Origin of the sequence: Thermoleptolyngbya sp. M55_K2018_002 (assembly GCF_015295965.1) — a bacterium.
Lineage (GTDB): Bacteria > Cyanobacteriota > Cyanobacteriia > Elainellales > Elainellaceae > Thermoleptolyngbya > Thermoleptolyngbya sichuanensis.
The window spans coordinates 24712-50984 of sequence record NZ_DVEA01000096.1 but is presented as its reverse complement, the minus strand read 5'-3'; the positions used below and the strand labels follow the sequence as shown (position 1 = coordinate 50984).

Annotated in this window: 20 protein-coding genes; 15 read left to right on the top strand and 5 right to left on the bottom strand. The window is 56.0% G+C overall.

The annotated features are described in order from the left end of the window. Window positions 1-286: 286 nt before the first annotated feature. The 5 genes from IGS51_RS05000 (at window position 287) to IGS51_RS04980 (ending at window position 5911) form a co-directional block, all read left to right on the top strand. A complete protein-coding gene (locus tag IGS51_RS05000) occupies window positions 287-913 on the top strand; it encodes a Uma2 family endonuclease (protein WP_297076696.1) in 627 nt (208 codons plus the stop codon). 130 nt (window positions 914-1043) lie between these two features. Then, window positions 1044-2072: a tetratricopeptide repeat protein gene (locus IGS51_RS04995; protein WP_297076690.1), complete on the top strand. Its 1029-nt coding sequence runs from the start codon at window positions 1044-1046 to the stop codon at window positions 2070-2072. Between the two features lie 215 nt (window positions 2073-2287). Beyond that, on the top strand, window positions 2288-3382 hold the full coding sequence (locus IGS51_RS04990; protein WP_297076688.1) for a cytochrome c oxidase subunit II: 1095 nt from the start codon (window positions 2288-2290) through the stop codon (window positions 3380-3382). 109 nt (window positions 3383-3491) lie between these two features. Then, a complete protein-coding gene (gene ctaD, locus IGS51_RS04985; protein WP_297076684.1) occupies window positions 3492-5144 on the top strand; it encodes a cytochrome c oxidase subunit I in 1653 nt (550 codons plus the stop codon). Between the two features lie 137 nt (window positions 5145-5281). Continuing rightward, window positions 5282-5911 (top strand): heme-copper oxidase subunit III, encoded by a 630-nt coding sequence (locus IGS51_RS04980; protein ID WP_297076682.1) that lies wholly within the window; start codon window positions 5282-5284, stop codon window positions 5909-5911. Window positions 5912-6288: 377 nt separating this feature from the next. Here IGS51_RS04980 and IGS51_RS04975 read toward each other — a convergent pair whose 3' ends face one another. Beyond that, entirely contained in the window at window positions 6289-11274 is a 4986-nt protein-coding gene (locus IGS51_RS04975) for a helix-hairpin-helix domain-containing protein (protein WP_297076679.1), read from the bottom strand. A 915-nt stretch (window positions 11275-12189) separates the two neighbouring features. Here IGS51_RS04975 and IGS51_RS04970 point away from each other — a divergent pair. Beyond that, window positions 12190-12666, top strand: a complete 477-nt coding sequence (locus IGS51_RS04970; RefSeq protein WP_068514286.1) for a thioesterase family protein — start codon at window positions 12190-12192, stop codon at window positions 12664-12666. Window positions 12667-12754: 88 nt separating this feature from the next. Here IGS51_RS04970 and IGS51_RS04965 read toward each other — a convergent pair whose 3' ends face one another. Then, on the bottom strand, window positions 12755-13324 hold the full coding sequence (locus tag IGS51_RS04965; protein ID WP_297076675.1) for a cell division protein SepF: 570 nt from the start codon (window positions 13322-13324) through the stop codon (window positions 12755-12757). Between the two features lie 496 nt (window positions 13325-13820). Here IGS51_RS04965 and IGS51_RS04960 point away from each other — a divergent pair, with 496 nt between their 5' ends. Continuing rightward, window positions 13821-14072 (top strand): hypothetical protein, encoded by a 252-nt coding sequence (locus tag IGS51_RS04960; protein ID WP_205369677.1) that lies wholly within the window; start codon window positions 13821-13823, stop codon window positions 14070-14072. Between the two features lie 96 nt (window positions 14073-14168). Further along, a complete protein-coding gene (locus IGS51_RS04955; protein WP_297076669.1) occupies window positions 14169-14363 on the top strand; it encodes a hypothetical protein in 195 nt (64 codons plus the stop codon). A 65-nt stretch (window positions 14364-14428) separates the two neighbouring features. On the opposite strand, the gene IGS51_RS04950 is transcribed toward IGS51_RS04955, so the two are convergent. After that, entirely contained in the window at window positions 14429-16039 is a 1611-nt protein-coding gene (locus IGS51_RS04950; protein WP_297076667.1) for an ATP-binding protein, read from the bottom strand. Window positions 16040-16500: 461 nt separating this feature from the next. Between IGS51_RS04950 and IGS51_RS04945 the strand changes: the two genes are divergently transcribed. Continuing rightward, window positions 16501-17496: a PRC-barrel domain-containing protein gene (locus IGS51_RS04945; protein WP_297076664.1), complete on the top strand. Its 996-nt coding sequence runs from the start codon at window positions 16501-16503 to the stop codon at window positions 17494-17496. A 743-nt stretch (window positions 17497-18239) separates the two neighbouring features. After that, on the top strand, window positions 18240-18731 hold the full coding sequence (locus tag IGS51_RS04940; protein ID WP_297076662.1) for a peptidoglycan-binding protein: 492 nt from the start codon (window positions 18240-18242) through the stop codon (window positions 18729-18731). A gap of 188 nt (window positions 18732-18919) precedes the next feature. Here the strand turns inward: IGS51_RS04940 and IGS51_RS04935 are convergent, their stop codons facing one another. Beyond that, window positions 18920-19087 carry a hypothetical protein gene (locus tag IGS51_RS04935; RefSeq protein ID WP_297076659.1) on the bottom strand — a complete coding sequence of 56 codons (168 nt, stop codon included), beginning with the start codon at window positions 19085-19087 and terminating at the stop codon, window positions 18920-18922. Between the two features lie 771 nt (window positions 19088-19858). On the opposite strand from IGS51_RS04935, the gene sigC reads away from it, so the two are divergent. The 4 genes from sigC to IGS51_RS04915 all read left to right on the top strand — a co-directional run bounded on the left by sigC (window position 19859) and on the right by IGS51_RS04915 (window position 23873). Then, a complete protein-coding gene (gene sigC, locus IGS51_RS04930; protein ID WP_297076657.1) occupies window positions 19859-21121 on the top strand; it encodes an RNA polymerase sigma factor SigC in 1263 nt (420 codons plus the stop codon). 552 nt (window positions 21122-21673) lie between these two features. Next, window positions 21674-23083, top strand: a complete 1410-nt coding sequence (locus IGS51_RS04925; protein ID WP_297076694.1) for a GTP-binding protein — start codon at window positions 21674-21676, stop codon at window positions 23081-23083. A gap of 14 nt (window positions 23084-23097) precedes the next feature. Then, entirely contained in the window at window positions 23098-23571 is a 474-nt protein-coding gene (locus IGS51_RS04920; protein WP_297076655.1) for an SRPBCC family protein, read from the top strand. A 155-nt stretch (window positions 23572-23726) separates the two neighbouring features. Next, window positions 23727-23873 (top strand): hypothetical protein, encoded by a 147-nt coding sequence (locus IGS51_RS04915; RefSeq protein ID WP_172353196.1) that lies wholly within the window; start codon window positions 23727-23729, stop codon window positions 23871-23873. Between the two features lie 126 nt (window positions 23874-23999). Here IGS51_RS04915 and trmD read toward each other — a convergent pair whose 3' ends face one another. After that, complete coding sequence (gene trmD / locus IGS51_RS04910) at window positions 24000-24713, bottom strand: tRNA (guanosine(37)-N1)-methyltransferase TrmD (protein ID WP_297076653.1); 714 nt, start codon at window positions 24711-24713, stop codon at window positions 24000-24002. A 659-nt stretch (window positions 24714-25372) separates the two neighbouring features. Between trmD and IGS51_RS04905 the strand changes: the two genes are divergently transcribed. Beyond that, window positions 25373-26182 (top strand): cyanophycinase, encoded by an 810-nt coding sequence (locus IGS51_RS04905; RefSeq protein ID WP_367279260.1) that lies wholly within the window; start codon window positions 25373-25375, stop codon window positions 26180-26182. Window positions 26183-26273 lie beyond the last annotated feature (91 nt).

The window sequence follows — 26273 nt, the reverse complement described above, 5'->3', positions numbered from 1 at the left end:
GAGCCGGATTAGAAGTCCCTCTCCCGCTTTGGGAGAGGGATTTAGGGTGAGGGTTCCAAAAGTGGGATACACCCAATCTAGACTGCATTCAGTTGCCCGCTTGCCTGGAGGCCCGCTGCCAATGCCAGAACCGGAGCTTCTCGCACCAGATCCGCTAGACGCGCCAAATATCGCTGCATTCGATCCAGCGCCCCTGCCGATGGAAGGACCTGCACTGGGGCAACCTGCGCTGGAATCGCCTGCCGAAGCTCGCTTGTCGGAGGAGGGCGATCGCGAGTTGCCCGTGATGCCCCCCTGTAATCTTGACAGCGACGAGCCACCTTTGGAATCTGATCTTCATCTCCAGCAAATCATTTTGTTTTTGGAATGCCTGAACTGGCTGTGGCGCGATCGCACGGACTATTACGCCAGCGGCAATCTCACGATTTACTACAGTACGAGCAAAATCAAGACCCGCGACTTTCGCGGCCCCGACTTCTTCGTGGTGCTGAATACAGAAAAGCGCCCGCGCAAAAGCTGGACGGTTTGGGAAGAGGACGGCAAAACGCCCAACGTGATTATCGAAATTTTGTCGAACAGCACGGCCCAGCAAGATCGCGGCGCGAAAAAGCAGCTTTATCAGGACGTGCTGCGAGTGTTTGATTATTTTTGGTTTGACCCAGTAACGCTGGAATTTGCCGGATTTACGCTTGTGGGTGGACAGTATCAGCCCCTACAACCGGGCGATCGCGGCTGGCTGTGGAGCGAACAGCTCCAGCTTTTCCTCGGCATCCAGGATCGCAGGCTGCGCTTTTTTACCCCCGACGGTGTGCTCGTTCCCACCCCTGCCGAAGTCGCTCTCCAAGAACAGCAGCGGGCCGAGCAGCTTGCGGCAAAGCTGCGCGAGCTTGGCATTGATCCGGACGCGCTCTAGACAGCGAAATCTTGCATCCACGCCATGATGAAGTTCTGATGGTTTCCGTTCGCGGCTGCTTCGCGGTTTCCGGAGTCGCTGATGGGCACACTGAGGCTATGGATAGAGTGCCAGACGGCGGAGCGGGACTATGCAGATTGTGGAGCAAACCTCAGGGCGGCTAAAACTGCGCGATCGCGGCTGGTCGCTGTGGCTCACGTTTTTTCCGATAGCGCTGCTCGGGCTAGGCATCATGCCCTTGGGCAGGCACACGATTTTTTCGTGCCAGCGCGTTTCAACGCTCAGCGCCCAATGCACGCTAGAGGAGAGCAATTTCCTAGTGTCTACCCGTCGCCCGATTCCTCCCAGCAGTATTCACGGGGCGGTTGTAAAGCGGCGATCGAGTGGACGCGGCAGTGTTCGCTACAGCGTGATTTTGCGAACCAAGAGCCAGTCCATCACGCTCAGTTCCAGGTCGTCAAGCTGGAGTCGTCAGGAGGCGATCGCCAACCGAGTCAACGCTTTTTTCATGGACAACACCCAGCCCTCGCTCTACGTCGAAAATGACGACCGAGTAGCGATGTTATTCATTGGCGGCATCACTGCGGCAATGGGGATTGGCGGGCTGCTGGGCCTGTGCGAGATTAACCACGCCACGCTAGACAAAGCCAGCGGCAAACTGCACCATATCCGCCAGGGCGCAATTGGACAAAAAGAATCGGTGCTGCCGCTGCATCAAGTGGCTTATGCAGACGTGGAGCAGGGCACAGGCAAATCGCGATCGACCGGACGGATTGTGCTGCACCTGAAGTCGGGCGATCGCTTTCCAATGACGCGCAACCTCTATCCCGGCCTAAGGCATAAGGAGAAAGTCGCCCGCTCAATTAGCGAGTTTGTGGCCGCTCCCGCTCCTGAGACTGTGATCAAACCGGAACGGGCAAAATCATCCCCAGTGCCCAGCACTCCCGAAGCAGCGATCGCCCACTATCAGCAGGCACTCCAGACCGATCCCGACGATGCCGAAACCCACTATCGACTAGGTATGGTGTTTTACAAGCAGCACAACGCCCAAGCCGCCGCCAACCACTTGCAACGCGCCCGCGAATTGTTTGCCGCGAAGCACGAATCCCATCGCGTGCTGCAAGTGCAGGATATGCTGTGGCGGCTGGAGCAGGGATAGCTCGGCTGGGGCAGTTGGCGCTGGGCAATCCGAAAAGGTTATGAAATTTCAACACAGGCATTGCGGGATCTGAAGCAAATCGAAAGTTTCCAGCGATCCCCAGAGTTCGGATGGTATTACAGGGAGAGAGTTCGGGGATTAGCGGGGGCGATCGCTACAAAACGTTACATCTCCCGCCTCACCCAACCCATCTGCGACTCACACTTTGAGGATTCATGAAACAGATTCCAGCATCCCTTCTCACGCTCACCGCTGGCATTCTGATCACCCTGGTCAGCCTGTGGGTGGGTCAGCACCACGGTCTATTGCCAGAGCAAGCGTCGGAAGCGGCGGTCTTGGTAGATCAGCTTTTTAACGTGATGGTGATGATCGCCACCGCGTTGTTTTTGGTGGTGATTGGGGCAATTCTGCTGTTTTGCTTTCGCTATCGCCGTGCGCCGGGGGACGAGGGCGACGGCATTCCCATCGAGGGCAACCTGCCGCTAGAAGCCTTTTGGACGGCGATTCCGGCGATCTTGGTCATTGGGCTGGGGGTCTACAGCGTCCAGGTATTTCAAGAAATGGGCGGCTTTGACCCCGGCAGCATCCACGTCGGGCACAGCATGATGGGCGGCGCAGTGTCGCACGCGATGCCGTCTCACGAAATGCACTCTATGCCGCAGGGTTCCGTCGTGATGATGGCCCAGGCTCCAGATGATGGGGCGATCGCCACCGATGCCACGGCCGATCTGCTAGCAGACCTGCCCGAAGGCACAGAACCGCCCGCCACGCCAGTTCCCCGCTATGGCTTTGGCGCAAACACCGCCGAAGAGGGTCGCACGCCCGACCTAGTGGTGAACGTTACCGGAATGCAGTATGCCTGGCTGTTTAACTATCCCAATAGCGGCATCATGACGGGCGAACTGCACATTCCCGTTGGCAAAGACATTCAGCTCAACATCTCTGCTCAGGATGTGATCCACTCCTTCTGGGTGCCTCAGTTTCGCCTGAAGCAAGACGCGCTGCCGGGCCAATCCTCTGGCTTGCGATTCGTTGCGACCAAGGTGGGCACGTATCCCGTCGTTTGCGCGGAACTCTGCGGCAGCTACCACGGCGGCATGAGAACCCAGGTGATTGTTCACACGCCAGAGGAGTTTAACGAATGGCTCCAGCAAAACGCCGTGGCCCAGCAGCAAAACCCAGCGCAAACCGTGGCGGTAAATCCGGCGGATCTGTCGGATGGAGACTATCTCTCGCCCTACGCGCAGGAAATGGGCGTGAGCGATCAAGTGCTTGCACAGGTACTTGCACAAGTGCGATCGCGCTCTTAGCGGGCGATCGCGCCGCTTCGCGGTTCAAGGGCATTCATTCATCTGTTCCAATTCTGAACTCCTTCTTCGCGCCAAGTCTTCATAAAAAACTGGTATATTCCCTCTGCGTATGACTCAAGCACAAGTTCCACTCGACGACGCAGCGATCGTTGCAGACCACGACCACGCCCAGGTTCACAAAGCCTGGAAATGGTATCACTACTTCGGCTACAACATCGATCACAAGGTGATTGGCATTCAATACCTAGTGACGGCGTTTGTGTTCTATCTCATCGGCGGGCTGATGGCCATGGGTATGCGGATGGAGCTAGCCACGCCCGATCCCGATTTTGTCGATCCCAGCCTGTATAACGCACTGCTGACCAACCACGGCACGATCATGATCTTTCTGTGGATTGTGCCTGCGGCCATCGGGGGCTTCGGAAACTACCTAGTCCCGCTGATGATCGGCGCACGGGACATGGCGTTTCCCAACCTGAATGCGATCGCCTTCTGGCTCAACCCGCCTGCTGGCTTGCTCCTGCTGGGCAGCTTCTTTTTTGGTGGGGCACAGGCGGGGTGGACTTCCTATCCGCCGCTCAGCGAAATCACCGCTCCAGTGGCCCAGTCGATGTGGATTATGGCGATCGTGCTGGTGGGTACGTCCTCCATCATGGGCGCGGTGAACTTCATTGTTACCATCATCATGATGCGGGTTCCCAGCCTGACGTGGGACAAGCTACCCCTGTTTTGCTGGGCGATTTTGGCAACGTCGGCGCTGGCGCTGGTGTCTACGCCCGTGCTGGCGGCGGGGTTAATCCTGCTGCTGTTTGATATCAACTTTGGCACGTCATTTTTCAAGCCAGATGCGGGCGGTAACATCATCATTTACCAGCACCTCTTCTGGTTCTACTCGCATCCGGCAGTTTACTTGATGATTTTGCCAATTTTCGGCATCATGTCGGAGATTATCCCGGTCTACGCCCGCAAGCCGATTTTTGGCTACAAGGCGATCGCCTATTCCAGCCTTGCTATCTGCCTGGTTGGCCTGTTTGTTTGGGTACACCACATGTTTACTAGCGGCACGCCGCCCTGGATGCGCCTGTTTTTCACCATTTCTACGCTGATTGTGGCCGTCCCCACAGGAGTCAAGATCTTTAGCTGGGTGGCAACGCTGTGGGGCGGCAAGATCCGCTTCACAACGGCAATGCTGTTTGCGGTTGGGCTGCTGGGGATGTTCGTGCTGGGCGGACTCAGCGGCATCACGCTGGGCGCAGCGCCGTTCGATATCCACGTCCACGACACGTATTACATCGTGGCGCATTTTCACTATGTGCTGTTTGGTGGATCGGTGTTTGGACTCTACGCCGCGATCTATCACTGGTTCCCCAAAATGACCGGCCGCATGATGAACGAGCGCTTGGGGCAGGTGCATTTCCTGATGACCTTCATTGGGGCAAACCTGACCTTTTTGCCGATGCACTCGCTGGGAATGCACGGAATGCCGCGTCGCGTCGCCATGTATGACCCGCAGTTCACCGCGCTGAATCAACTCTGCACCTTTGGCGCATTCATGCTGGCGGCATCGCTGATTCCCTTTATCATCAACGCGGTGTGGAGCTGGACGCGCGGCCCCAAAGCCAGTGACAATCCCTGGAACGCGCTGACCCTGGAATGGACGACCGCCTCGCCGCCCATCATCGAAAACTGGGAAGTGCTGCCTGTAGTGAAGCACGGCCCCTATGAATACGGCATGAGTAAGGAAGCCCTAGCGGTAGAGTGATGGGGAATAGGGAAGAACGAAAAACGAAAAACGAAAAATGAAAAGCGCAAAACAAGGCCTCTTCGTTCTTCCCTCTTCCCTCTTCCCTCTTCCCTCTTCCCTCCCAACTGACCTGAACTCTCGACAAACACCCAACCATGACTGACGCAACTGCACCCACCGGAACGGCGATCGCCCCCGAAATTACTGCCGAGGCTCAGGCCCATGACCACGCGCATCCCGATTTGCGAGTTTGGGGGCTGCTGACGTTCCTAATTTCCGAATCGCTGATGTTTGGCGGATTTTTTGCCGCTTACTTGATGGTGCGCGGGGCCGCAAGCCACTGGCCGCCGGAGGGAACCGAGGTGGAACTGCTGCTGCCAACGATCAACACCATCATTCTGGTGTCGAGCAGCTTTGTGATTCACCTGGGCGATGTCGCCATCAAGAAAAACGACGTGAACGGCCTGCGGAAGTGGTACATTGTCACAGCGCTGATGGGCGCAGTCTTCCTTGCAGGACAGGCCTATGAGTATGCAACGCTGGGCTATGGACTCAAGACGAATATCTTTGCCAATTGCTTTTACCTGATGACAGGTTTTCACGGGCTGCACGTCTTCATTGGGCTGGTGCTGATTTTGGGCGTGTTGTGGCGATCGCGCCGCGCGGGTCACTATTCCGACCACAAGCACACAGGCGTTGAAATGGCGGAAATTTACTGGCACTTTGTGGACATTATCTGGATCATCCTGTTTGCGCTGCTTTATATCCTGACGCAGTTTTCCTAGATTCCAACTAGCCTCCAAAATTCATTCACCGCTGTTTCACCTCACAGTTTCATTTCACCACTTAAACTCATCACTCAACGCACGATTTTTCACGATTCTTCTCTGTGAAAAATCGTGCGTTTTCGCATTCACGCTTCAATCTCCCCATGCTCAATTTGCAATTTTCAATAGACCTCTTGCATGAATGCTTTTCTGAGAGCGTGAATCGTCAGGCAGCGGTGTCATCCAACGATTCACGCAAGAGGTTCAACATGCAATCTCAACTTGCAACCCGCAACCCATTGACGCGTCCAAACTCTTGCGTATTGTGATTGCATGTTATGAGCAACTATTGTTTGCCAGACTGTGAGGGCGATCGCCCGTACTCTAACGGCACTTTAACGGCGTTTGCCTCGCTTGCTGGGCGGCTTTTTCCGGGGTGACCTGGCTTTGGAGGTAGGGCTGCTGGGAGTTCCAGCGGTAGACGGGTTTGCGGCTGGCGCTTCTGGTAGTTCCGCCTGTGGAGCAGCTTCAGCAGCAGGCGTTTCGGCAGATTCCGTAGAAGCCAGTGAGTCTGGCTGGGACTGGTCTAGCTGGCGCGATCGCCCTCGTGCTTCCTCAATCCACAAATTGGGGAAAATGCGCTGCCAGGATGCGGGCTGAATGATGTCTAGAATCTGTGCCTCAGAGGCTTCCGCCAATGCTGCAAAGGTGGTAATTCCAGCCGCAAACAGCTTCTGCTCGTAAACCGGGCCGATGCCATTAATTTCATACAGTGGGTCGCGGGGTACTTCTGTCGGGATAGAGGCGGGCGAGCGCCCACTAATCACCTGCGCTTCGGCAATCCACGCCTCCGGGTCAAATCGCTGCCAGCTTTCCGGCTGAATCAGGGTTCGCAACTGCTCTGGTGTTGCAGCGGCCAAATCCCCAAAGGTGAAAATGCCACCATCGAATAGCTTCTGTTCATACACCGGGCCGATGCCGTTGATGTCGCGCAGCGGGTCATGGTCGATGTCTGCGGGAACGTCCACCCCCTGAGCGAACCGCGCCGCTTCCTCGATCCACAGGGCGGGAAAGATCTGCTGCCAGGCGGCCGGACGAATAATCTCTTGCACCTGCGCTGGCGTGAGCGCTGCCAAATCCGCAAAGGTGTAGATGCCTGCATTGAACAGCTTTTGTTCATAAATTGGGCCGATGCCGTTGATATCGCGCAGCGGGTCGCGCTGAATATCGGCAATCAGTCCGGTTGCCTGAACGACTTCGCGATCTGGTGATTCAGTGGCGATGCTGGATGTGTCTGCATCCGAAAGGGCGATCGCCCCTGTCGCACTAGCCCCTGTCGCACTAGCCTCCGCCGTCAGCGCCAGCGGCAAAGCCTCTAGCTGCAAGCGCACCTCAGCAAGCTGTGCCGTGAGGGTATCCCGTTCTGCCTGAAGCGCTTCTCGCTGAGCCTGGGTTTCTGCCTGCGCCTGTCGAAGCGTTTCGGACTCGACCTCAAGCGTCTGGACGCGCGATCGCCATTCCGTTTCAATATCTTCTAGCTGAGTACGGAGAGCGGCCAGTTCTGTCTCAATCGCCGTGCGATCGCTGTTCGCCGTCGCGAGATGCTCTTGTAAGGTGGCAATCCGTTCTTGCAGCGCAAGACGTTCCTGATCGCGTTCCTGAGCTATCTCCTCCTGCTGTGTCTGTGCAGAAGCTAGCTCAGCCTCAAACTCATTTCGTTCCCGCGTTACTTGAGCCAGTTGTTCTTGCAGCGCTCCCAGTTCTGATTCTAGAGAAACCTTTGCAGCTTGTGCCTCATCCCGAACCTCTTTTAGCTGAGTCCGCAGCGTGTTCACTTCTGATTCCAGAGCTTCTCGTCCGCTTTCAAACTCATCGAACTGAACTTGTAGCGTCGTTAAATCTGCTTCAAAGGTATTGCGTTCCTGCTCAAGTTCATCCAGCCGTGCGCGGAGTGTGGCGATCTCTGCCTCAAACGTATCCTTCTCCAGGGTGATGTCGTTTATCTGAGAGTGCAGCGTGGATAGCTCGGCTTCACGGCGATCGCGCTCTTGGGTCATTTCGTCTAGCTGTGCCTGAAGCGGTACAATTTCTGCCTCAAACGCATCCCGTTCAGCGGTTAGATTCTGCATCTGGGGACGTAGTGCAGTCAGTTCCGCTTCAAACGCAGAGCGCTGTTCAGCAATCTCATCGAGCTGGGCCCGCAACTCATCAAGCTGAGTTATAAACTCATCGCGTTCTTCCGTGACGTTGCCGAACTGCGTTCGCAGAGCCGCCAGTTCGGATTCTAGTGTTTCCTGTGCAGCCGTTTTGTCTGCTAGCTGGGTGTTGAGATCAGCCAAGTTTGCTGCCAATGCATCGCGCTCCTGCACGGTTTCGTCAAACCGAGTTTGCAGCGTCGCAAGTTGTAAGATAACTGCTTCTCGCTCAGCGGCGATCGCCTCTAATTGAGTTCGTAATTCCGTTAACTCTTGCGCCCCTGCTTCACCTGCGGCAGTGGCATCCGAAAGCTGAGTGCGAACTGTGGCCAGTTCTAAATCCAGCGCGTCACGTTCCTCCGCAAGACGGTTTAGCTGGCCTTGCAGGTCTTCCAGGTCTGCGGCGGCGGCTTGCTGGGCGGCCGTTTGTTCCTCAACGAACGCATCCATCTGGGTCCTCAGGGTCAGCAACTCCGCTGCATGGACCGCTTGTGCAGCCTCCAGTTCTCTCTGAAGGTCTTCTACACGAGTGCGGAAGGTCGCAAGCTCATCCCCAAGCGCATCCCGCTCGGCTGTCAGCGCGTTGGCTTCCGACAAGAGTTCTGCCCGCGCGGCTTCCTCTTCTGCCCGAACGCGGGTTGATTCTGCCACGCTGGCCCGCAGCAGCGTCACCTCTGCGTCCAACTCGCTTCGGGTTGCCTTCTCAGCGTCAAGCTCTAGGCGCAATGCCAACAAGGCGTTTTCCGTCTCAGAAACGGCTGCTTCAGCGTTTTCAGCCTGCGATCGCGCGGTTTCCAGTTCCGTTCGCAGTTCTGTCTCCAAGCCTTCCAGTTCCGTGAGCCGCGATCGCAGCAATATCAGGTCTCCCTCTGCGTCATTTTTTTCAGCTTGAATACGTTCAAACTGCGATCGCAAATCATCTAACTGCGCGTCTAGATCCGTCTTCTCTGCTTGCGCTGACTGCAACAAAACTTGAAGACTCTGTGTTTCTTCTTCAGCAGCCGTTTCTGAATTTCGCTGTGCTTCTAGCTCTCGCTGAAGCAAGACAATCTGATTCGTCAGTTCATTCCGCTCGGCGTTCACCTGGCGTAGCTCTGCGCTTGCGGCTTCCAGATCGGCGGCGATCGCCTCTCGTTCGCGCTGGCTTGTTTCAAGCTGATCGTGCAATGCCGCCAGATCTGCCTGACGATGCTCAATCTGGGGACGAAGCTGGGCGAAATCGACTCGCTCTCCAGGGTTCAGCGATTCACCTACAAAGGCCGCATAGAAGCCGCTCAAAGCCTGCCAGTAGCTATCTTTTTCTTGAATAACGCCTGCTAGCGTTTGGCGCAGTTCGTCCAAGTCAGCCGTGCGGTCGGACTGTTCTGCGCGTGCAGTTTCCAGTGCTGCTTCTAGCTCAGATCGTCGGGTGTCGGAATCCTGCAAGCGCGATCGCAGCGTCTCGAGTTCCATCTCCAATGTTTGCTTTTCTGACCGGAGCGTTTCTATGAGCGATGGTGTCTGTTTGGGTTCGCCCGTCAATGCTTGTGAAAGGGCCAGTCCAGTCACCAGAGCGGTTTGAACTTCCTCTGCCGTGAATTCTCCTGTGGGTTCATCTTTACGTTCCTCCATGCGTTCCGGCTTTGCTATCAACGAAGGGCGATCGCCCCCTGCGGGCAGCGTATTTTCTGCTGGAAGCTCCACGTTCGTCTCGGTAATGGCTTCAGATTCCGGTTCTGGTTTATCCTCCATCTCATGAATCACTTCGGCATCAATCGCTTCAGCATCAATTGCTTCGGCATCAACCGTGTCAATGTCTGACGCTTTCGTATCAGTATTTGATTCCAGGAATAGTTCGCTCTCAGGTTCGAGATTTGATTCTGAACTTAGAAGCTCTACGGTGCCAAATTTAGAATCGATGCTTTCCGATTGATCATCGGTCTTCGGAACGCCCGTATCATCGGTCTGCTTCTCTGTTGATTCAGGCTCTAGTTCAACATCTGACCCCTCTTCAATCACCACTGCGTCCGCTACAGAAGTCCAGGCGGTGTCGTTTGAAATACGAACTTGGGCGCTATTGGTTCTGGTTTTGGCAGCCGTCGCCGCTGGGCGAGTTGGGATAGAGTCTGGCGATCGCCCCAAAGACCCGGCCTGCTCCGCCGCAGACAACGCTTGATTTCGCTGACGAGCCTGCCGCGCCAGCACCGCCTGCACCAGCGTCAGCAGCCCGCCCAGCACCAGCAGCGGCAGCAGCACCCACTTCAGCAAAGAGCCAATGCCGCGCCCGCCGGGAACCACCTCGCCAGGCGCGATCGCCACGGTTTTGCGTTTGCCCGCCTCCAGCGCGATCGCCCGTTTTGCCTCGCTCAGCAGCGCTTGCCCATCAGGCGATGTGGTCAGGTTTTGCGCTACGGCTGCTGCGGGAGAACCGGGTCGATAGGCGATCGCCCCCACCTGCTCCAGCGGATATCGCGCATCCGTCGGCAAAACCTCTTGGGGAACCGCCAGCTTCACCACGCGGGCTTTGGTCTGCTGGGTCAACTGGCTGGCGATCGCGTAGCCAATCCCATCTTTCCCCAGCTTGGCGATGACCTCGGCCGTGTCGTCGGTTTTCAGCAGCACCCGGTTCACGGTCTCTGGCAACGCATCCGGCGGCACGAGTCCATACTGCTGCAAGGCCGCCCGCGTTTCGCTGGTGGCGGGGCGATCGATCAGGCGAATCGGGCGATCGGGCCCGCCCACCTGCGTCCAGTTGGTAATATCGCCGCGCAGGATTTGCTCGAATTGCTGCACCGTCAGATGTCCCTTGAAGGGATTATCCTCGCCCACGATGACTGCAATTTGCGCCTGATCCAGCCATAGCGTTTTGAAGCCTTGGGCGAGTTCGTCTGGCGTGAGCGATCGCCCCACCGCCACCAGATCCACCTCGCCTCGCTTCAGCGCTGCCAGCCCTGCATCCGTTCCATTGGCCTGCACCTCCACCGTGAGATCTGGCGAGTCTGCTTCGAGTTGCTGCTTGAGCGCCCGATTCAGCGGCAGCAGATCGCGGGCCCCATCAATGCGAATGAGCGTTGCAGGTTTTGAAGCCACAGTTTGCAAATCTGCTGCATTAGCAGGCATAATTCCCAGCAGCACGAGCAAAAGACCCGACGCAGCCAGACCAGCCAAAGCAAAACGGTCTGTCCAAAAACCAAAATTTTTTGACATGAGGAGGATCCTGGCGAAAGGTGAATAAAACCGTGCAGTGCAGGCTATCCGAATGCTCACGGAACGCCAACCCAACTCAACCCGCTACAACGCTGCCGCGAACAAAAACCTAAGCGTTACGTCGGCGCAGCGCCATCCCTTTAGAAATAGTCCAGATGCCTGATTTGCGTCAGTTGTACAGAACACAAGCGATGCCCATGTGCCTTAAGCAATTCCAAAGTTTGCAGCGCGTTTTTGTGTGCAACTGGTGGAATGATCCCTCCACCCGGCATAATGAGGAAGCAATGTCAGTTCTAAAGTTTAGACTGACGATTTTAGATTGGCGATTTTAGAATGTTGGGTTAATTGTTGGTTTAGCTGATTTAACTTGATATGCCGCAAGACTTTCAGCTATTTTTAGCAGCTTCATGGGTCGCGCTGTCTAGGCTATTGTGTACACCCATTTCGATTATTTGCGTAAGGCTCTGAGAGATCTCCCTAAATCCCCCTTGATTAAGGGGGACTTCCGATCCGGTTCTCCCTGCTTCGGGTTTCGGTTCCCCCCTTAAGTAAGGGGGGCTAGGAGGGATCAAAGCACCGCCGCTTGAGTTCGGTTCCTGCTTATTTAAAGGGGGCTGGGGGGGGATCAAGGCATCGCTGCTCAAGCCTGAGAACTTGTGTGTACAAAGTAGGTTCTCTAAGAGAGTTGTCTAAGAGGATGTCTGAAAAGTCCTACTGTTTGGAGCAAAGCGTGCAGATCCCCCTAAATCCCCCTTAAAAAGGGGGACTTTAAGGCGGTTTCCCCCCTTTTTAAGGGGGGCTAGGGGGGATCTCTGAGTGCTTAACATTACAGGCGATACCTTTTCAAACACCCTCTAAGAGAATTGATAGGATTTTCATCAAAGACTAAATCTGTCCCTAAGCCGTTATTTGGGTATGCCCTTCACTTACTCTCGCACTGTCCGCTTTCAAGACACCGACGCGGCCGGCGTTGTGTATTTTGCCAACGTGCTGGCTATGTGCCACGAAGCCTATGAAGCCTCCCTCGCCGCCTCAGGGATTAATCTCAATGCCTTTTTTTGCTACCCGCGTATTGCGATTCCCATCACCCACGCCACGGTAGATTTCATGCGGCCGTCTTTTTGTGGCGACGAGCAGAAGATTTACGTCACGCCCAAAAAGCTGAAGGACAGCGAGTTTGAGATCGAGTACGAAGTGTTTACGGTGGAGCGAGTGGGCAAGGAGATTCCCGAAATCCAGGAAACCTGCGTTGCCCGCGCCTTTACCAAGCATGTGTGCATTGACAGCGCCCAGCGTGCGCGATCGCCCCTACCGCTAGAGGTGATGAAGTGGCTCAGCCAGTGGAGCCGCGAAGGAGAAAAGGTGTTTGACGATCTGGAAACCTTGCTCTAGAACCGACTCTTCGTAGAGGGCGTAGTAGGGGGCAGATGGGCGATCGCTCATCCAAGGCAGACGTTCAGAAGTGGCAATCAGGCGGCGATCAGAACGCATTGCCGGGCCAGGGTGGCGGCGAGGTTGGCGGCCCCTTTGGGGTCGGAGTGGGAGGATAGGTCAGGTTACCCAGCGGCAGATCGCCCCGGCCCATCGAGGTAAAGCTGCTGATCTGCACAAAGCTGGGAGTGAATAGGAAAATGTGGTCGCCCAGCCGCTCTTGGTGTCCATCCACCGCATAGGCTCCACCTGCCACATAGTCGGCCGCCCGCTGGGCCTGGTCTGGCTCCATTAGCCCTAGATTCAGAATGACTGACTTGCGCTCTCGCAGCGCCCGCACCGCTTGGGGAATTTCTTCAAAGGAGCGCGGCTCCATCAACACCACTTCAGGCTGATGCCCAGCAGCACGCGGCAGGCCTACGACATTATTGGGGACGCTATTTGGCGCAGCACCCCCACGGCGGCGAGGGGCGGGCGACGGGAGCGGAACTTGCTCAGGGTAGGCATCAGCATAGCCGTAGGACTCATCTTCGGCAGTGTATCCCAGGTCTTCGTACTCGGCATCGTCGTAGGGTTCGCCCAAACCAAACACGTCTTGAATTCGCTGGAAGAAGCTCATGGCTGTGGGAGGGTAGAGAGGACGGAGGGGCTGGCTATGGCGGCGCAGAAATCGCTACGGACAGTATAGGAATCAAAGTATAGAACTTTAAAGACTTAAAAGACTTGGAACTCAAACTAGAACTCAAACTAGAACTTGACCCTAGAACTCAAAAATTACTCAAACAATCGAACCGAGCCTGAATTTAGTTCGCTTGTTCTATTTTAACCTGTGTGCCCAAAATCCTAAAGTGGTTCCGCTCAAGTTTTGTGACGGGTCAAGTTTTGTAACGAAGGCGCAGATCCAAGCGTTTCACTGTCTACTCCGGACTGCGAATCCGACCTGCCCAATCCCTGTGATACTCATCACATTGTCCAGGGCATTCCATCACCATGCAGGGGCCCTGGCAGTCACCCGATTCTCAGAGAATTATCACCCCCCCAGATTTGTGGAATCACCCGGCTGGAGCGTGAAACAGGAGATAGTAGTCACAGCTAACCCAGAGAGTGTTCCAGCCATGAATGAGACTCGGCCAGCGCTACCTCGACGCAATTTGACTCGCGAAATCAAACCCACCTATTGGCGCAAGCTGATCGAGGCGGGAGTGCCCATCGATGCCGCCGATGCCATTGCCTGGGCGATCGCCCGATACGACACAGCCCGGCGGTTGCCGCCCTCTAGCCAGCAAGCGCTGATTCGGCAATATTGCGCGTTTGTGTGTCGGGCGGGGTTGTGGCGATCGCAGCTTTTGGTCAACCCTGGGCTGTAGTCGCGGGTAGAGTCAGCGCCCTGCGGCACTTCACGACCTCCGCCGCGCCGACCTCTGTTGTGACTGTTATGACTGTTGTGACTAACCATGAACGTTATGCAATCACCGATTACGCGACAGTATGCGATCGCCCAGGCGGCGCTGGAACACGCCGTTTATTTCCTGGAACTCGGAGCCGATACCAAAGCCGCCACCTACTTCCAATTTGCCGCACAAAACTTCCAGGGCATTGCCAAAATGCTGATCGAGCAGGAGACTCGGCGATCGCACCTGGATTCCAGGGAGGGGTAGTGATCGGGTTTTGGGAAGGCAGGCGGGTTCGGTGATCGCGCCTATGAGCGTGCTTATGACAGCGCTTATGACAGCGGCAAAAGAATTTCAAATTCGGTGCCGATGCCAGCGGGCGCGTCGGCTGGGAAAAGGGCGGGTGACTTGAGGCGAAACTGGCCGCCGTGTTTGGCGGTGACAATTTGATAGCTGACGGATAGGCTGGTTTCTTTGGCAGCACGACGCTCGACGGTGAACGACTCTAGAATACGCTGCTGGACTTCGGGCGAGAGTCCGGGGCCGTTGTCCCTAATGCGGACAGACACCCAGCGGCGTTCGTTTCGCGCTGCTGCGCCTGAGGGCGACTGAGCTGTTTTAGCGGTTGCTTGGATGGGGCCCGAGTCGGCTGGCGCGATCGCCCCCGATGGGTTAGCCCATGTCCCGCCGCCGGGTGATGGGTCTAACAGTCCCTGGATGGCTGTAGTGATGACGATTTGGGGTTTGCGGAGAGAACCGGCCGCCGCGTGGGTGGGGCGATCGCCCATCCCCTCAACCCAGTTCTGGTAAGTGGCCGAGTCCAGCAGCGCCTCGACGGCGTTGATCAAAATATTCATAAACACCTGACTCAGTTGCCCAATAAAGCAGGGCACGGGCGGCAGATGCCCATATTCACACACGATGTCGATTTCTCCAGTCAGGCGGCTTTTTAGCAGCAGCACCATGCTGTCAAGGCATTCATGCAGGTTGGCAGGCTTGGGATAGACCTCATCCACATGGCAAAAGTTTTGCAGGCTGGTGGCCAGGTTCTTGAGCCGTTCGGCTCCGGCGCGGATGCTGGCGATCGCCTGGGGCAGATCCCGTTTTACGTAATCTAGCTCAATAGCTTGCTGAAGCTGCCGCACCGCAGGCGGCACCGACGGCAGGCTGGCTTCGTAGGCGGCGATTAGATTCAGCAGGTCGGCGGCATAGCTCGACACATGGCTGAGGTTTCCCCAGATAAAGCCCACCGGGTCGAGGATTTCATGGGCCACGCCGTCCACCAGTCTCCCCAGCCCAGCCATTTTTTCGCTCTGAATCAGTTGCACCTGGGTTCGCTCATAGCGCACCTGGGTTTCGATGCCGCGAATCTGCCAGTGGGCCCGGTTTAGATCGTGGGGGCTGAGCAGATAATACGCCCCGTCTGCCTGCACCACGATTGGCTCGTTGAACTGGTCGGGCGATCGCCGAAGGACTTGCTGCGCCGCTGCCAGAATCGGCGTGTGCCCTGGTAGCATTAGCGGCGGCTGGGCGGCGTAGCTGTGCAAGACTTTCAGCGGGCGACCGAGAAACAACTCCGCCCCATGCGGCCGCAGCAGATATTCCAGCAAGCGCTGACGCGACAGCATCCCCACAAACCGCGCCGCATCCCACAGCACCACGCCCGGCAGCGCTGGATGCTGCTCAAACACCGCCGCAACTTGCAGCCCCGTCTGTCCACAATCTGCCCGAAAGTCGTGCAGCGGCAGTTCCTCCAGCGTGGACTCTGAGCTAAGCACCTGAAGGCCGGCCTCGCGCAATCGAGGCATCAAAAAATTCTCGGCTAGGGCCTCAGGCAGTTCCCCAGTCAGCGCCTCAGTCAGCGTCTCAGGCAGCACTCCAGTTAGCGTTTCCGATAGCGGAGATTCTGCGGAACAATCGGTCGGGAAGTCGCTCGATATCATGAACAGGTTATCTAGAACAGGTTATCTATCGGTCGGAAACAGTCCCAACAGCAGACAGACCGAGCCAGCCCTGGCCGGGAAAGCTTCCAAGCCCGAAGGTCTCCACAACCGGGCGATCGCTGTCAAGATTGCTGTCAATTGGGAAACTGTTCAGACAAAATTACAACGTGCAGGACTGACGCACTTGCGATAGGTTTTCTGGATTTTGGACGATTTCTCGCGAGCTGCGCCCGCGAGAAATCGTCCAACTGCGTAAGTCCTAACCTGATTGGACGAAATTATTTGTTTAGAATGCCCAGGAATCAAAAAACAGCATCTATCCTTTAGGAGTAGGCAGGCGGCAGGATTCAGCATTCAGGTCAAAAGTCTGGCTACGCAACCGTTTCCTGCACTGCCGCAAACATCCCCATCCCTTCGTCTTTCCAAACCTTAATTTCCAAACCCTAATCCCCCAAATCCCTATGACTACTGATTCCACTGCTGCGGCAACTCCCGTCATGTTGCAAAGTGAGGTGATCGGCAAAGTTGTCATCAAGCCTGATACGGCTGAGGAAGTCGGGCGCGTCAGTCGGCTCTGGCTCGATCCCAAAGCGCATCAAATTGTGGGGCTGGAATGCACAGCAGGCGCATTGGGGATTAAGCGCCATGCCTATAATTGGCTACAAATTGCCAGCATCGGCTCTGAAGGAGTGATTCTCAAGGCCCACATTGGCCCAGAACCGACCAAGCCCGATACGGTTGTGTTTGTGCTGGGTGATGAGGTGTGGACGGATAGCGGCAGCCGCGCTGGGCTGGTGGTGGATTATCGCCTTGACCCGACGAGCGGGCGCGTGCTGGATTACCTGTTTACGACCGACGGCTGGGGCGGGCTGACGAAGGGACTGCATCGGCTGCATCCGGCAGGCGTGATTGGCGTGAGCGATCGCCGCTTGGTCTGCACGGTGTCTTCGGTCGAGGCGGCGGAGTTGGAAAGCCCCGGCGTGGTGCAGAAAGTTCAGCAGGCGCGGGATTTCCTCAAAAATGATTATTCTCAAACCAAAGCAGATGTCAGCAACCTCAAGCAAAAGCTGACGGGCTTCGTTGGGCAGGCACAAAGCAGTGCCCAATCGCTGACCGAGCAAACCAAAGCCACCCTTGCAGAGAAAGCTGAGCAGCTTCAGCAAACGACCGAAAAGGCAAAAGAAACCCTTGCGGATAAAGCTGGCCAGCTTCAGCAAACCGCTGAGAGCGCTGCCGCCCAAGCCAAGGAGAAGCTGGCCGATGCGACAACCCAACTGCAAGCAACGGGGGAAAAAGCCAAAGAGTCTGTGGCCAATCTCACGGCCCAGGCGCAGGACAAGGCACAGCAGCTTTCGGAACAGGCTCAGGGGGCGATCGCCGATGCAACCCAGCGCCTCCAGCCTACTGAGCCGCCTGCTGCCAGCCCAGAAGACCTGCCTGATTCCTCTAATTCTTAATCGACTGGCTAATCGCCTCCCCTGCTGGGCGCATCCCAGTTCTGCAAGTTCGCCCTCATCCCCCAGCCCCTTCTCCCAGACCAGGAGAAGGGGAGCCGGATTGAAAGTCCCTCTCCCGCTTTGGGAGAGGGATTTACGGTGAAGGTTACAAAAGTGAGACGCACCCCCTGCTTCCCGCCACAGGTTTGAGCTTGTTTGACTCCATAAAGCTGAAACCACTGGGAAATGGGTCTGGTGTCAAGGGCGATCGCACCATCCACCCCTTTTTCGATGGAGAAGGACGGGTTTTGCGATCGCCCTTTTTGCAATAAACCTAGAGGTTCATGCTAGCGGGTGATCAGAGCGGGTGATCTGGGTCTACACCGCAGCATGAAGAGTTATTTCGAGCCTTTGCCTATCTTGATACTAGAGAGCGATTCAGGATTGTATCTCGACTTGGTGAACGAACCTTCTGCAAGTGGGGGTGTTCCCATTGCACCCCCGCCCTTCCTTTCAGACGGTTTTCCAGTGCAAGGTTCCACCATCAAGCCTTCAGGATTAAATAGCAGAATGACTTACGCAGTTGGACAATTTCTCGCGGGCTGCGCCCGCGAGAAATTGTCCAAAACCCAAAGAGCTTATCGCAAGTGCGTAAGTCCTGAGCAGTTTCAGGGTTTTAGCAAGGTTACCTTGCGGGGAGCTAGTCTAGCCCTTGCAGCGCACCTAGCGCCCGACCCCCCGACCAAACTTCAGGATTCGTGACTATGAAAACGGTTTATTCTTTGCAACAATTCATCGCCGTGCTATCGGGGCTGGGATATTTCGCAAATTCGGACGCAAATTCGGACGCAAATTCGGACAGCCTGCAAAACGACCCGCAGCCAGAGCAGCGCAAAGGACAAAGCCAGCGGGCGAGGGATGACCTGCAACTGGCAATTCGCACCTTTCAGGCACACTACGGGCTGCCGCTGACGGGCGAAGCAGACCAGCCCACCCAGGAAAAAGCACGCCAGCTTGTCCGCAACTTGCACCACGGACTGAAACAAACCGTGAGTCCGGATCTGTCCATCAGCGAGTTTTATGGGCCGCGCACGGTTAGCGCCGTTCAGCAGTTTCAAGCGCAACGGAGACTGCCTGTGACTGGCGTTGCCACGGCTAGCGTCCGCAGCGCTATTGAAGAAGACCTCAAGCAGCAACTCCGGCAAGCCCTCGGCAATGCTGGCAACCGGCATACCCCTTGTCCCTGTGCAAATTAGTAGGCTGGAATCGACCCAAAAGCCAGGGCACGTAATCAACGTTGTCCCAAAGCCGTCATCTGCATCCTCATCATCCGCATCCTAAAGACTCAAAATTTTGCAAGGCCCTGGACAATATCTATACAAACTATTAACAAAGCAGATTACACAGCAGGGCGATCGCCCTGTTTTATTCACGCTGCCTGTACCTAACTCGATTCATACAGCCCTTGAATTCCTCGTCTAAAGGCGCGAGATGTGCCTGAGATCAGCCATTTGTGCAACTCGGCGGTCACGCTGTCTAGCAGCCATAGAGCCAGCAGAAAATATAGTCTGAAAAAGGGAAAGGGGCGATCGCTCACCCAAATCTCACGCACCGCCGGAATTCGGGTTTCAAATTTGTATTCTTTGAAACCAGACTCCGCCTTTTTGCGGACAAAAGACCCGCCGAATATGGGTTCTTTTGATGTAGGAAGTGTGAACTTCAGAGGCCCCCTCGGGAATTTTCGGAGGGCGGCCTGTAGAACTTTATGTAAGAGCTTTGTGCAAACTGCCTCTATCGACCTGTTTGTGACTCGCTTGAGTCTGCGTCTTGCATCAAGACCGCTTTGTGATAACAGGCATTGAGCCGTTTGCCGCCGAAACGGGGTGCTTCTAGACCACTAGCATTAACACTGCGTCGTCATAAGACCTACGCAGAACCTAACGTGAAACCTGCGTAAACCCATTGGCTAAAGCCGATAGATGTTTACAGACCGAATCCTCAGGACTGGCCTAGCGTTTGGATTCTCATTGAGTTGTCAAATTGAGTTGTCAATAAGAGTTGTCACCAACCAAAACCGAATCTCGGTGTGGACTGTTGACTGAAACCATGTCCTTAGACTAAGCGCCTGCCGCGACCTGCCACCCGGCCACTCCTCCGCAAGTCTCCCCTTTCGGATGTGGCACTCGACTCTAGTCGCAGGGTCAGTTGGCATCGCTTTGTGCAGAGGACTGGAAGTCTTTGCGAGCCGCGACGCTCAAGAAACGCTTGGATGGAACCTGAATATTCTTTTTCAGTCCTGATGAATTAGTCCTGAATACCGGGAACACTATCGGTAAGCAGTGAAAGAAGCCCCTTGTTACCTGGAGCAACTGAGACGAGTACTATGCCAGCAAGATCTTTCTCCGCTGAGGCGGACTACAACGACTCCTCGAATAGCTTTGAGCTTCAAACTGGCGCTGTCAACGCTCAAGATGACGATCTAGAAGCGCAACTGAGCGAGGATTTGGCAAGCCTGGAAATGGAGTATGGGGCGGGTGCAATCGGCAAAAACGCCACCGCGCGGCGCACGACTGACCTGGTGCGACTCTACCTCCAGGAAATTGGGCGGGTGCGGCTCCTGGGGCGCGATGAAGAAGTCTCGGAAGCTCAAAAGGTGCAGCGCTATATGTCTTTGCTAGAGGCTTGCCACAAAGCAGCCGAACAGGGCGACCAAGCGCTCCAGCACTACCTGCAAATTATGGAAACCCAAGATCGGCTGGCCTCTATGCTGGGGCATCGTCCCTCGCTAGAGCGCTGGGCCGAGGCGGCGGGGATCGCCGTGACAGAACTGAAGCCGCTGCTGGCACAGGGCAAGCGTCGCTGGGCTGAGCTGGTGCAGCGTCCTGTAGAGGAACTGGAACTGGTGCAGTCGGAAGGGCTGGCTGCCAAGGATCACATGATCAAAGCCAACCTGCGCCTAGTGGTGTCGGTGGCCAAGAAGTATCAGAATCGCGGGCTGGAATTGCTGGATCTGATTCAAGAGGGCACGCTGGGTCTGGAGCGAGCAGTGGAGAAATTTGACCCGACGAAGGGTTATCGCTTCAGCACCTACGCCTACTGGTGGATTCGGCAGGGCATCACGCGGGCGATCGCCACCCAAAGCCGAATTATCCGCCTGCCCGTCCACATCACCGAAAAGCTCAACAAAATCAAGAAAGCGCAGCGCAAAGTCTCCCAGGAAAAGGGCCGCACCGCCACCTACGAAGACATCGCTGCCGAACTCGACATGACCGCGCCCCAGGTACGCGAGGTGTTGCAGCGCGTCCCCCGCGCTGTGTCATTGGAAACCAAAGTAGGCAAGGAGCGCGACACGGAACTGGGCGACCTGCTGGAAACCGAAGGCGCATCGCCAGAGGAACTGCTGATGCGAGAATCTCTGATCCGCGATTTGCAGCAGTTGCTTACCGACCTTACCAGCCGCGAGCGCGACGTAATTCAGATGCGCTTTGGACTGGGCAACGGACAGCCCTATTCTCTGGCGGAAATTGGCCGGGCGCTGGATCTGTCTCGTGAGCGGGTGCGCCAGATCGAGGCGAAGGCGCTGCAAAAGCTGCGTCAGCCCAAGCGCCGCAACCGCGTCCGCGATTATCTGGAAGCGTTGTCGTAGCACAATCCGCTGGTTCAACAGCTAGCTCAATAGCTAGTCCAACCGTTAGCTCAACAGCTAGTCCAACCGTTAGCCCAAACCATTGAACAGTGCATCCGACTCAGTTGGATGCACTTTCGCGTTTTATAGTCCGCATTTTGTAGAGAATGTGACTGGATTTGGAGAAGGTATCGAAAGCGCTTGTCAGTCCGTCTTCTACGACCCGCTTGGGAAATCGCTAGGATTAGACATAGAGCAGGATATCGGGCAAGACATCGAGCAGGCGCGATGAGGCGCTTCGTATCCCAATTCCATGCCCCTTGCTGAGCCAACTTGTAGTCAACTTGTGTGCCAGTGGCTACTTGTAGCTAACTTGTAAAGCTGCCGTTTGAGGCGGATCTGAGAGGGCAATGGGGCGGGGTCATAGTTTTGAATTGTTGGCTGGATCATTGCAGGAGTTTGAGATTGGCAGATCGTAAGGACAGGTCAGACCGTTCAGGCAGTCCCCACACTAGAACCCTTCCTACAAACCCGGCTCAGGACGCTGCCGAGCGATCGCCCTTTGACCCCGCCCTGGATCAAGAACTGGACGAGGCGATCGCCAGTTTTCGCGAGATCCAGGCAGACCTAACCTACTGTCAGGCGCAGGACGCGCTGCGGGATCTGGTGAATGGGCTAGATCTGACCCCGCGAGAGCGATCGGGTCTGGAAACAGAGCTAACTAGCCTGCAAACCCTGCTGCAAAAGCTCGACCGTATGGTGGTGCAAATTGCGGTGTTTGGCATGGTGGGGCGGGGCAAGTCGTCGCTGCTGAATGCGCTGCTGGGGCAGTCGGTGTTTGAAACGGGGCCGGTGCATGGCATCACGCAGGCGGTGCAGGCGGCGAACTGGGAAATTCGGCAGGAGGCGATCGCCGGAAGCGCTCAGGAGGTTCTGCGGGTGTCGCTGCCGGGAACGGGCCAGTCGCAGGTAGAGCTGATCGACACACCGGGCATCGACGAAGTAGACGGCGAGGGGCGCGAACAACTGGCACAGCAGATTGCCAAACAGGCGGATCTAATCCTGTTCGTTGTATCGGGGGACATGACTCGCGTGGAATACGAGGCGTTGTCGGCGCTGCGGCAGGCGGCTAAACCGATGCTGCTGGTGTTCAACAAGGTGGATCAGTATCCCGATGCCGATCGTCAAGCGATTTATCAGACCATCCGCGACCAGCGCGTGCGAGAACTGCTGTCGCCGGACGAAATCGTCATGGCGGCGGCTTCGCCGATAACGACGACGGCCGTGCGTCAGCCTGATGGTCAGCTTGTGGTGCGCCGAGAAGCCGGAAAGCCCCAGATAGACGACCTGAAGCTGAAAATTTTGGAGATTTTGCACCGCGAGGGCAAGTCGCTGGTGGCGCTGAATACGATGCTCTATGCCGACGATGTGAGCGATCGCCTGTTGCAGCGCAAGCTCGAAATCCGCGATCGCAGTGCCGATGACCTGATCTGGCAGGGCGTGATGACCAAGGCCGTGGCGATCGCCCTAAACCCGATTACCGTGCTAGATCTGCTGGGCGGCGCGGTGATTGAAATTGCCCTGATCGTCACCCTGTCACGCCTCTACGGCATCCCTATGACCCAGCAAAACGCCCTCATGCTGCTGCAAAAAATGGCAATTGGGCTGGGCGGCGTGACGGCCAGCGACCTGCTGCTGACGCTGGGACTGGGTTCGCTGAAAAGCCTGCTGGGTGCGGCGGCTCCAGCCACCGGGGGCGCGTCGGTGTTGCCCTATGCCTCCGTGGCGATCGCCCAGGCGGGGGTGGCAGGAGTGTCTACCTACGTCATTGGCCAACTCACCAAAACCTACCTCGCCAACGGCGCATCTTGGGGGCCCACCGGGCTAAAAACCGTCGTCAGCGAAATTCTTGACTCTCTTGACGAGGCCTCCATTCTGAGCCGAATTAAGGGCGAATTGCAGGCTAAGTTGGAGCAGCAGTAGAAGGGATGGGGAGAATGGCTGATTTTCAAATCTTTGAGCAATCTATTCAGATCAGCGCCAGCGCAACGGCGGTCGAGCAGTGTCTGACTGACCTAGAGTTGATGCATCGCTGGCTCAATCCGGCGCTGCGCTGTGAGCCTGTGGGTGTTTGGAGTACGGAACTGGGCGGCAAGAGCCGATTTCTAATTCAAACGCCGCTGGTGCAGCCTGCGCTCTACAGCACGGTGGTCGAGCGGGAGCCGGGGCTGATCGTGTGGGAGTTTAGGGGATTCTTTCAGGGGCGCGATCGCTGGGAGTGTCAGCCGACTTCCACGGGCACGACGCTGGTCAATCGCTTCGAGTTTCGCATTCCCAATCCCATCGTCCGCTATGGGTTCAATACGTTTGCGGCAGAGTGGACCCGGCAGGATATGCAGGCGCAGTTGCGGCGGCTAAAGCGCGTAGCAGAAGCGGTTTACAATAGCTCACAAACCGCACCCAAAAAGTGAAGAAACGTATGCAAAACTAAACCTTGATTACAAATTCCCAGTCTTCAATTGGGAATTTCCGACCTGGGTGATAGGTTGATGGGTATCGAATAACACCATCAAAAACTTTCGGTCGGTTTAGCTCAATGTACGATAAGAACACGAAAAAAGATTGGTTGAGCGCGGTTCTAACTGCCACGCTGGGCGCAGGAGCCGTGACCACATTTGCCATTAGCCAGGGACAACATCCGGCGATCGCCCTCAGTATTACAGCCTTTGCAGTTTTGGCTGCCTTAATGATTGATCACTACAGCCCGTCCTGAGTTTGAGCTGAAACTTGAGCCTAGATTGTCTAAATTCAAGCAAAATGGGAACCGAAACTTGATCTGACCTGAGCTATTGCTCAATCCTGACTATTGCCCAACGAGGTAATTTTCCGGTGCAGTCTGCTAATCAGGCTCTTTGGGGAAAGACTTTTGCCGCTCCTGCCATGCCTGCCAAAGGTCGGGGCGGCGTTTCTGCGTGCGCTCGATCTGCTGTTCGTGCCGCCAGCGGGCGATCGCCTGGTGGTTTCCCGACAACAGCACATCGGGCACTCGCCACCCGCGAAACTCCGCTGGCCGAGTGTATTGGGGATAGTCCAGCAGCCCATCCTCAAAGCTTTCCAGCTTCAGCGACTCTACTTTGCCGACTGTTCCCGGCAGCAGGCGAATCACGCCATTTAGCAGCGCCAGCGCCGGAATTTCGCCACAAGTCAATACAAAATCCCCCAGCGACACTTCCCGCGTCACTAGATGCAACACGCGCTCGTCTACGCCCTCATAGTGTCCACAGATAATGACCAGTTGATCCCGGCTGCTGGAAAACTCCTGAAACATCTGCTGGCACATCGGCTCCCCCTGCGGAGTCATGAGCAGCACCTCCCGTCGGGGCAGCACGGGCAGCGACTCCACCGCCGCAAAGATCGGCTCCGGCTTCATCAACATCCCCACGCCGCCGCCATAGGGTTCGTCATCGACCTTGTGATGCTTGTCGGTCGTGAAATCGCGGGGATTGGTCAGATGCACCTCCGCAATCTGGTTTGCCAGCGCTTTGCCCAGCAGTCCGGATTGCAGGGGAGAGGAAAAGAAATCGGGAAACAGGGTGATTAGGTCGAAGCGCACGGGGGGAAGAACGGAGGGGGAAGAGGGAAGAGGGAAGAACGAAGAGGGAAGAGGGTTGGAAGGGGGAGGCGGCTGCTTTGGAGTATTGTTTTTTGGAATAGTTTTCGGGGTGGTTTCTGGAGGCTTTGGGGGTTGGTGGTCGTAGAAGGCGATAGGTTTTTGCACCTATGCTCAAGGGGAATGTAATGAAGCTAGGATAGGGTTCGCACAAAAACTACCGTTAAAGGCTTGAGAGTATGGTTAAATAATTACGCTTAGACTCTAGACCCATTCCCATTAGATTTGCTGATTTAACTTGCCGAATCTAAATTCTATTCGACTGAACTTGATCAGGATAAAGCAGAGTCGGCGATGATATGCGAGATCGCGCCTGCGAGATTGCCCCTGCACCATTGCAAGCACTATCGCTCGTCTTTCGACGATTTATCCGAGGGTTCATGCCTTGACCGCTGGTTTCGCTGCATACTTGCTGCATATTTACTGCACGGTAGAAGATTTCCCGGCTGTTTTTCCCTGAGTCCCCACTCGCCAGCAACCTTCACTCTCGAGTAATGAGTAACACTCAACACGGGCTTGGCAAATTATTAGAACGGCTAGTGTCGCGCCGTCCGCTTTCAGAGCGGATGTTCCAACCTGATCCTACCCTCCAGCGTCAACGGATGCCCCAGTCTACAGAAACAGCGGTTATGGTCATCGGCGGTGCCGAAGACAAAGTCCACGGTCGTGAAATTCTCCGCACGTTTTTTCATCGATCTCGCGGTGCGGATGCGCGGATTGCCATTATTCCTTCGGCTTCGCGGGAGCCGGGGGTGATTGGCAGCCGCTACCGCGAGATTTTTGAAGACATGGGCGCAAAGGATATTGCCATTTTCGACATCCAAGATCGGGATCAGGGGAGCCATCCTGATTGGCAGGCGTTTCTGGAAGACTGTACGGGCGTGTTTATGACCGGGGGCGACCAGTTGCGGCTATGCGGGCTGCTGTCGGATACGCCCATCATGGAAAAGGTGAGAATTCGCGCTCAACTGGGCGAAATTACGCTGGCGGGCACGAGCGCGGGCGCGGCGGTGATGGGCCAGCACATGATTGCGGGGGGTGGCAGTGGTGAGCCGCCGAATCGGTCGCTGGTGGATCTGACGACGGGCCTCAACATTATTCCCGAAGTGCTGGTGGATCAGCATTTTCATAACCGCAACCGGATGGCGCGACTGATGAGTGCGATCGCCGCCTATCCCGAAAAGCTAGGCATTGGCATCGACGAAGATACCTGCGCCATGTTTCAGGGCAATGGAACCTTTGAGGTGATTGGCAAAGGCACGGTGACGGTGATTGACCCAGGTCAGATTTCCTTTACCAATCAGCCCGACGCGGGCACGGACGATCCCCTGAGCATCCACAATTTGCGGGTGCATATTCTCAGTCATGGCGATCGCTTCGATTTCTACAAGCGAGTCGTGCTAAATCGGTAGCGATCGCTCCATCCCGATAGGTAATTACTCACAAAAGTGTCTCCCTAGCCATTGCACAGGAGGCAAAAATGCGTCAGGATTCAGGCAAAAG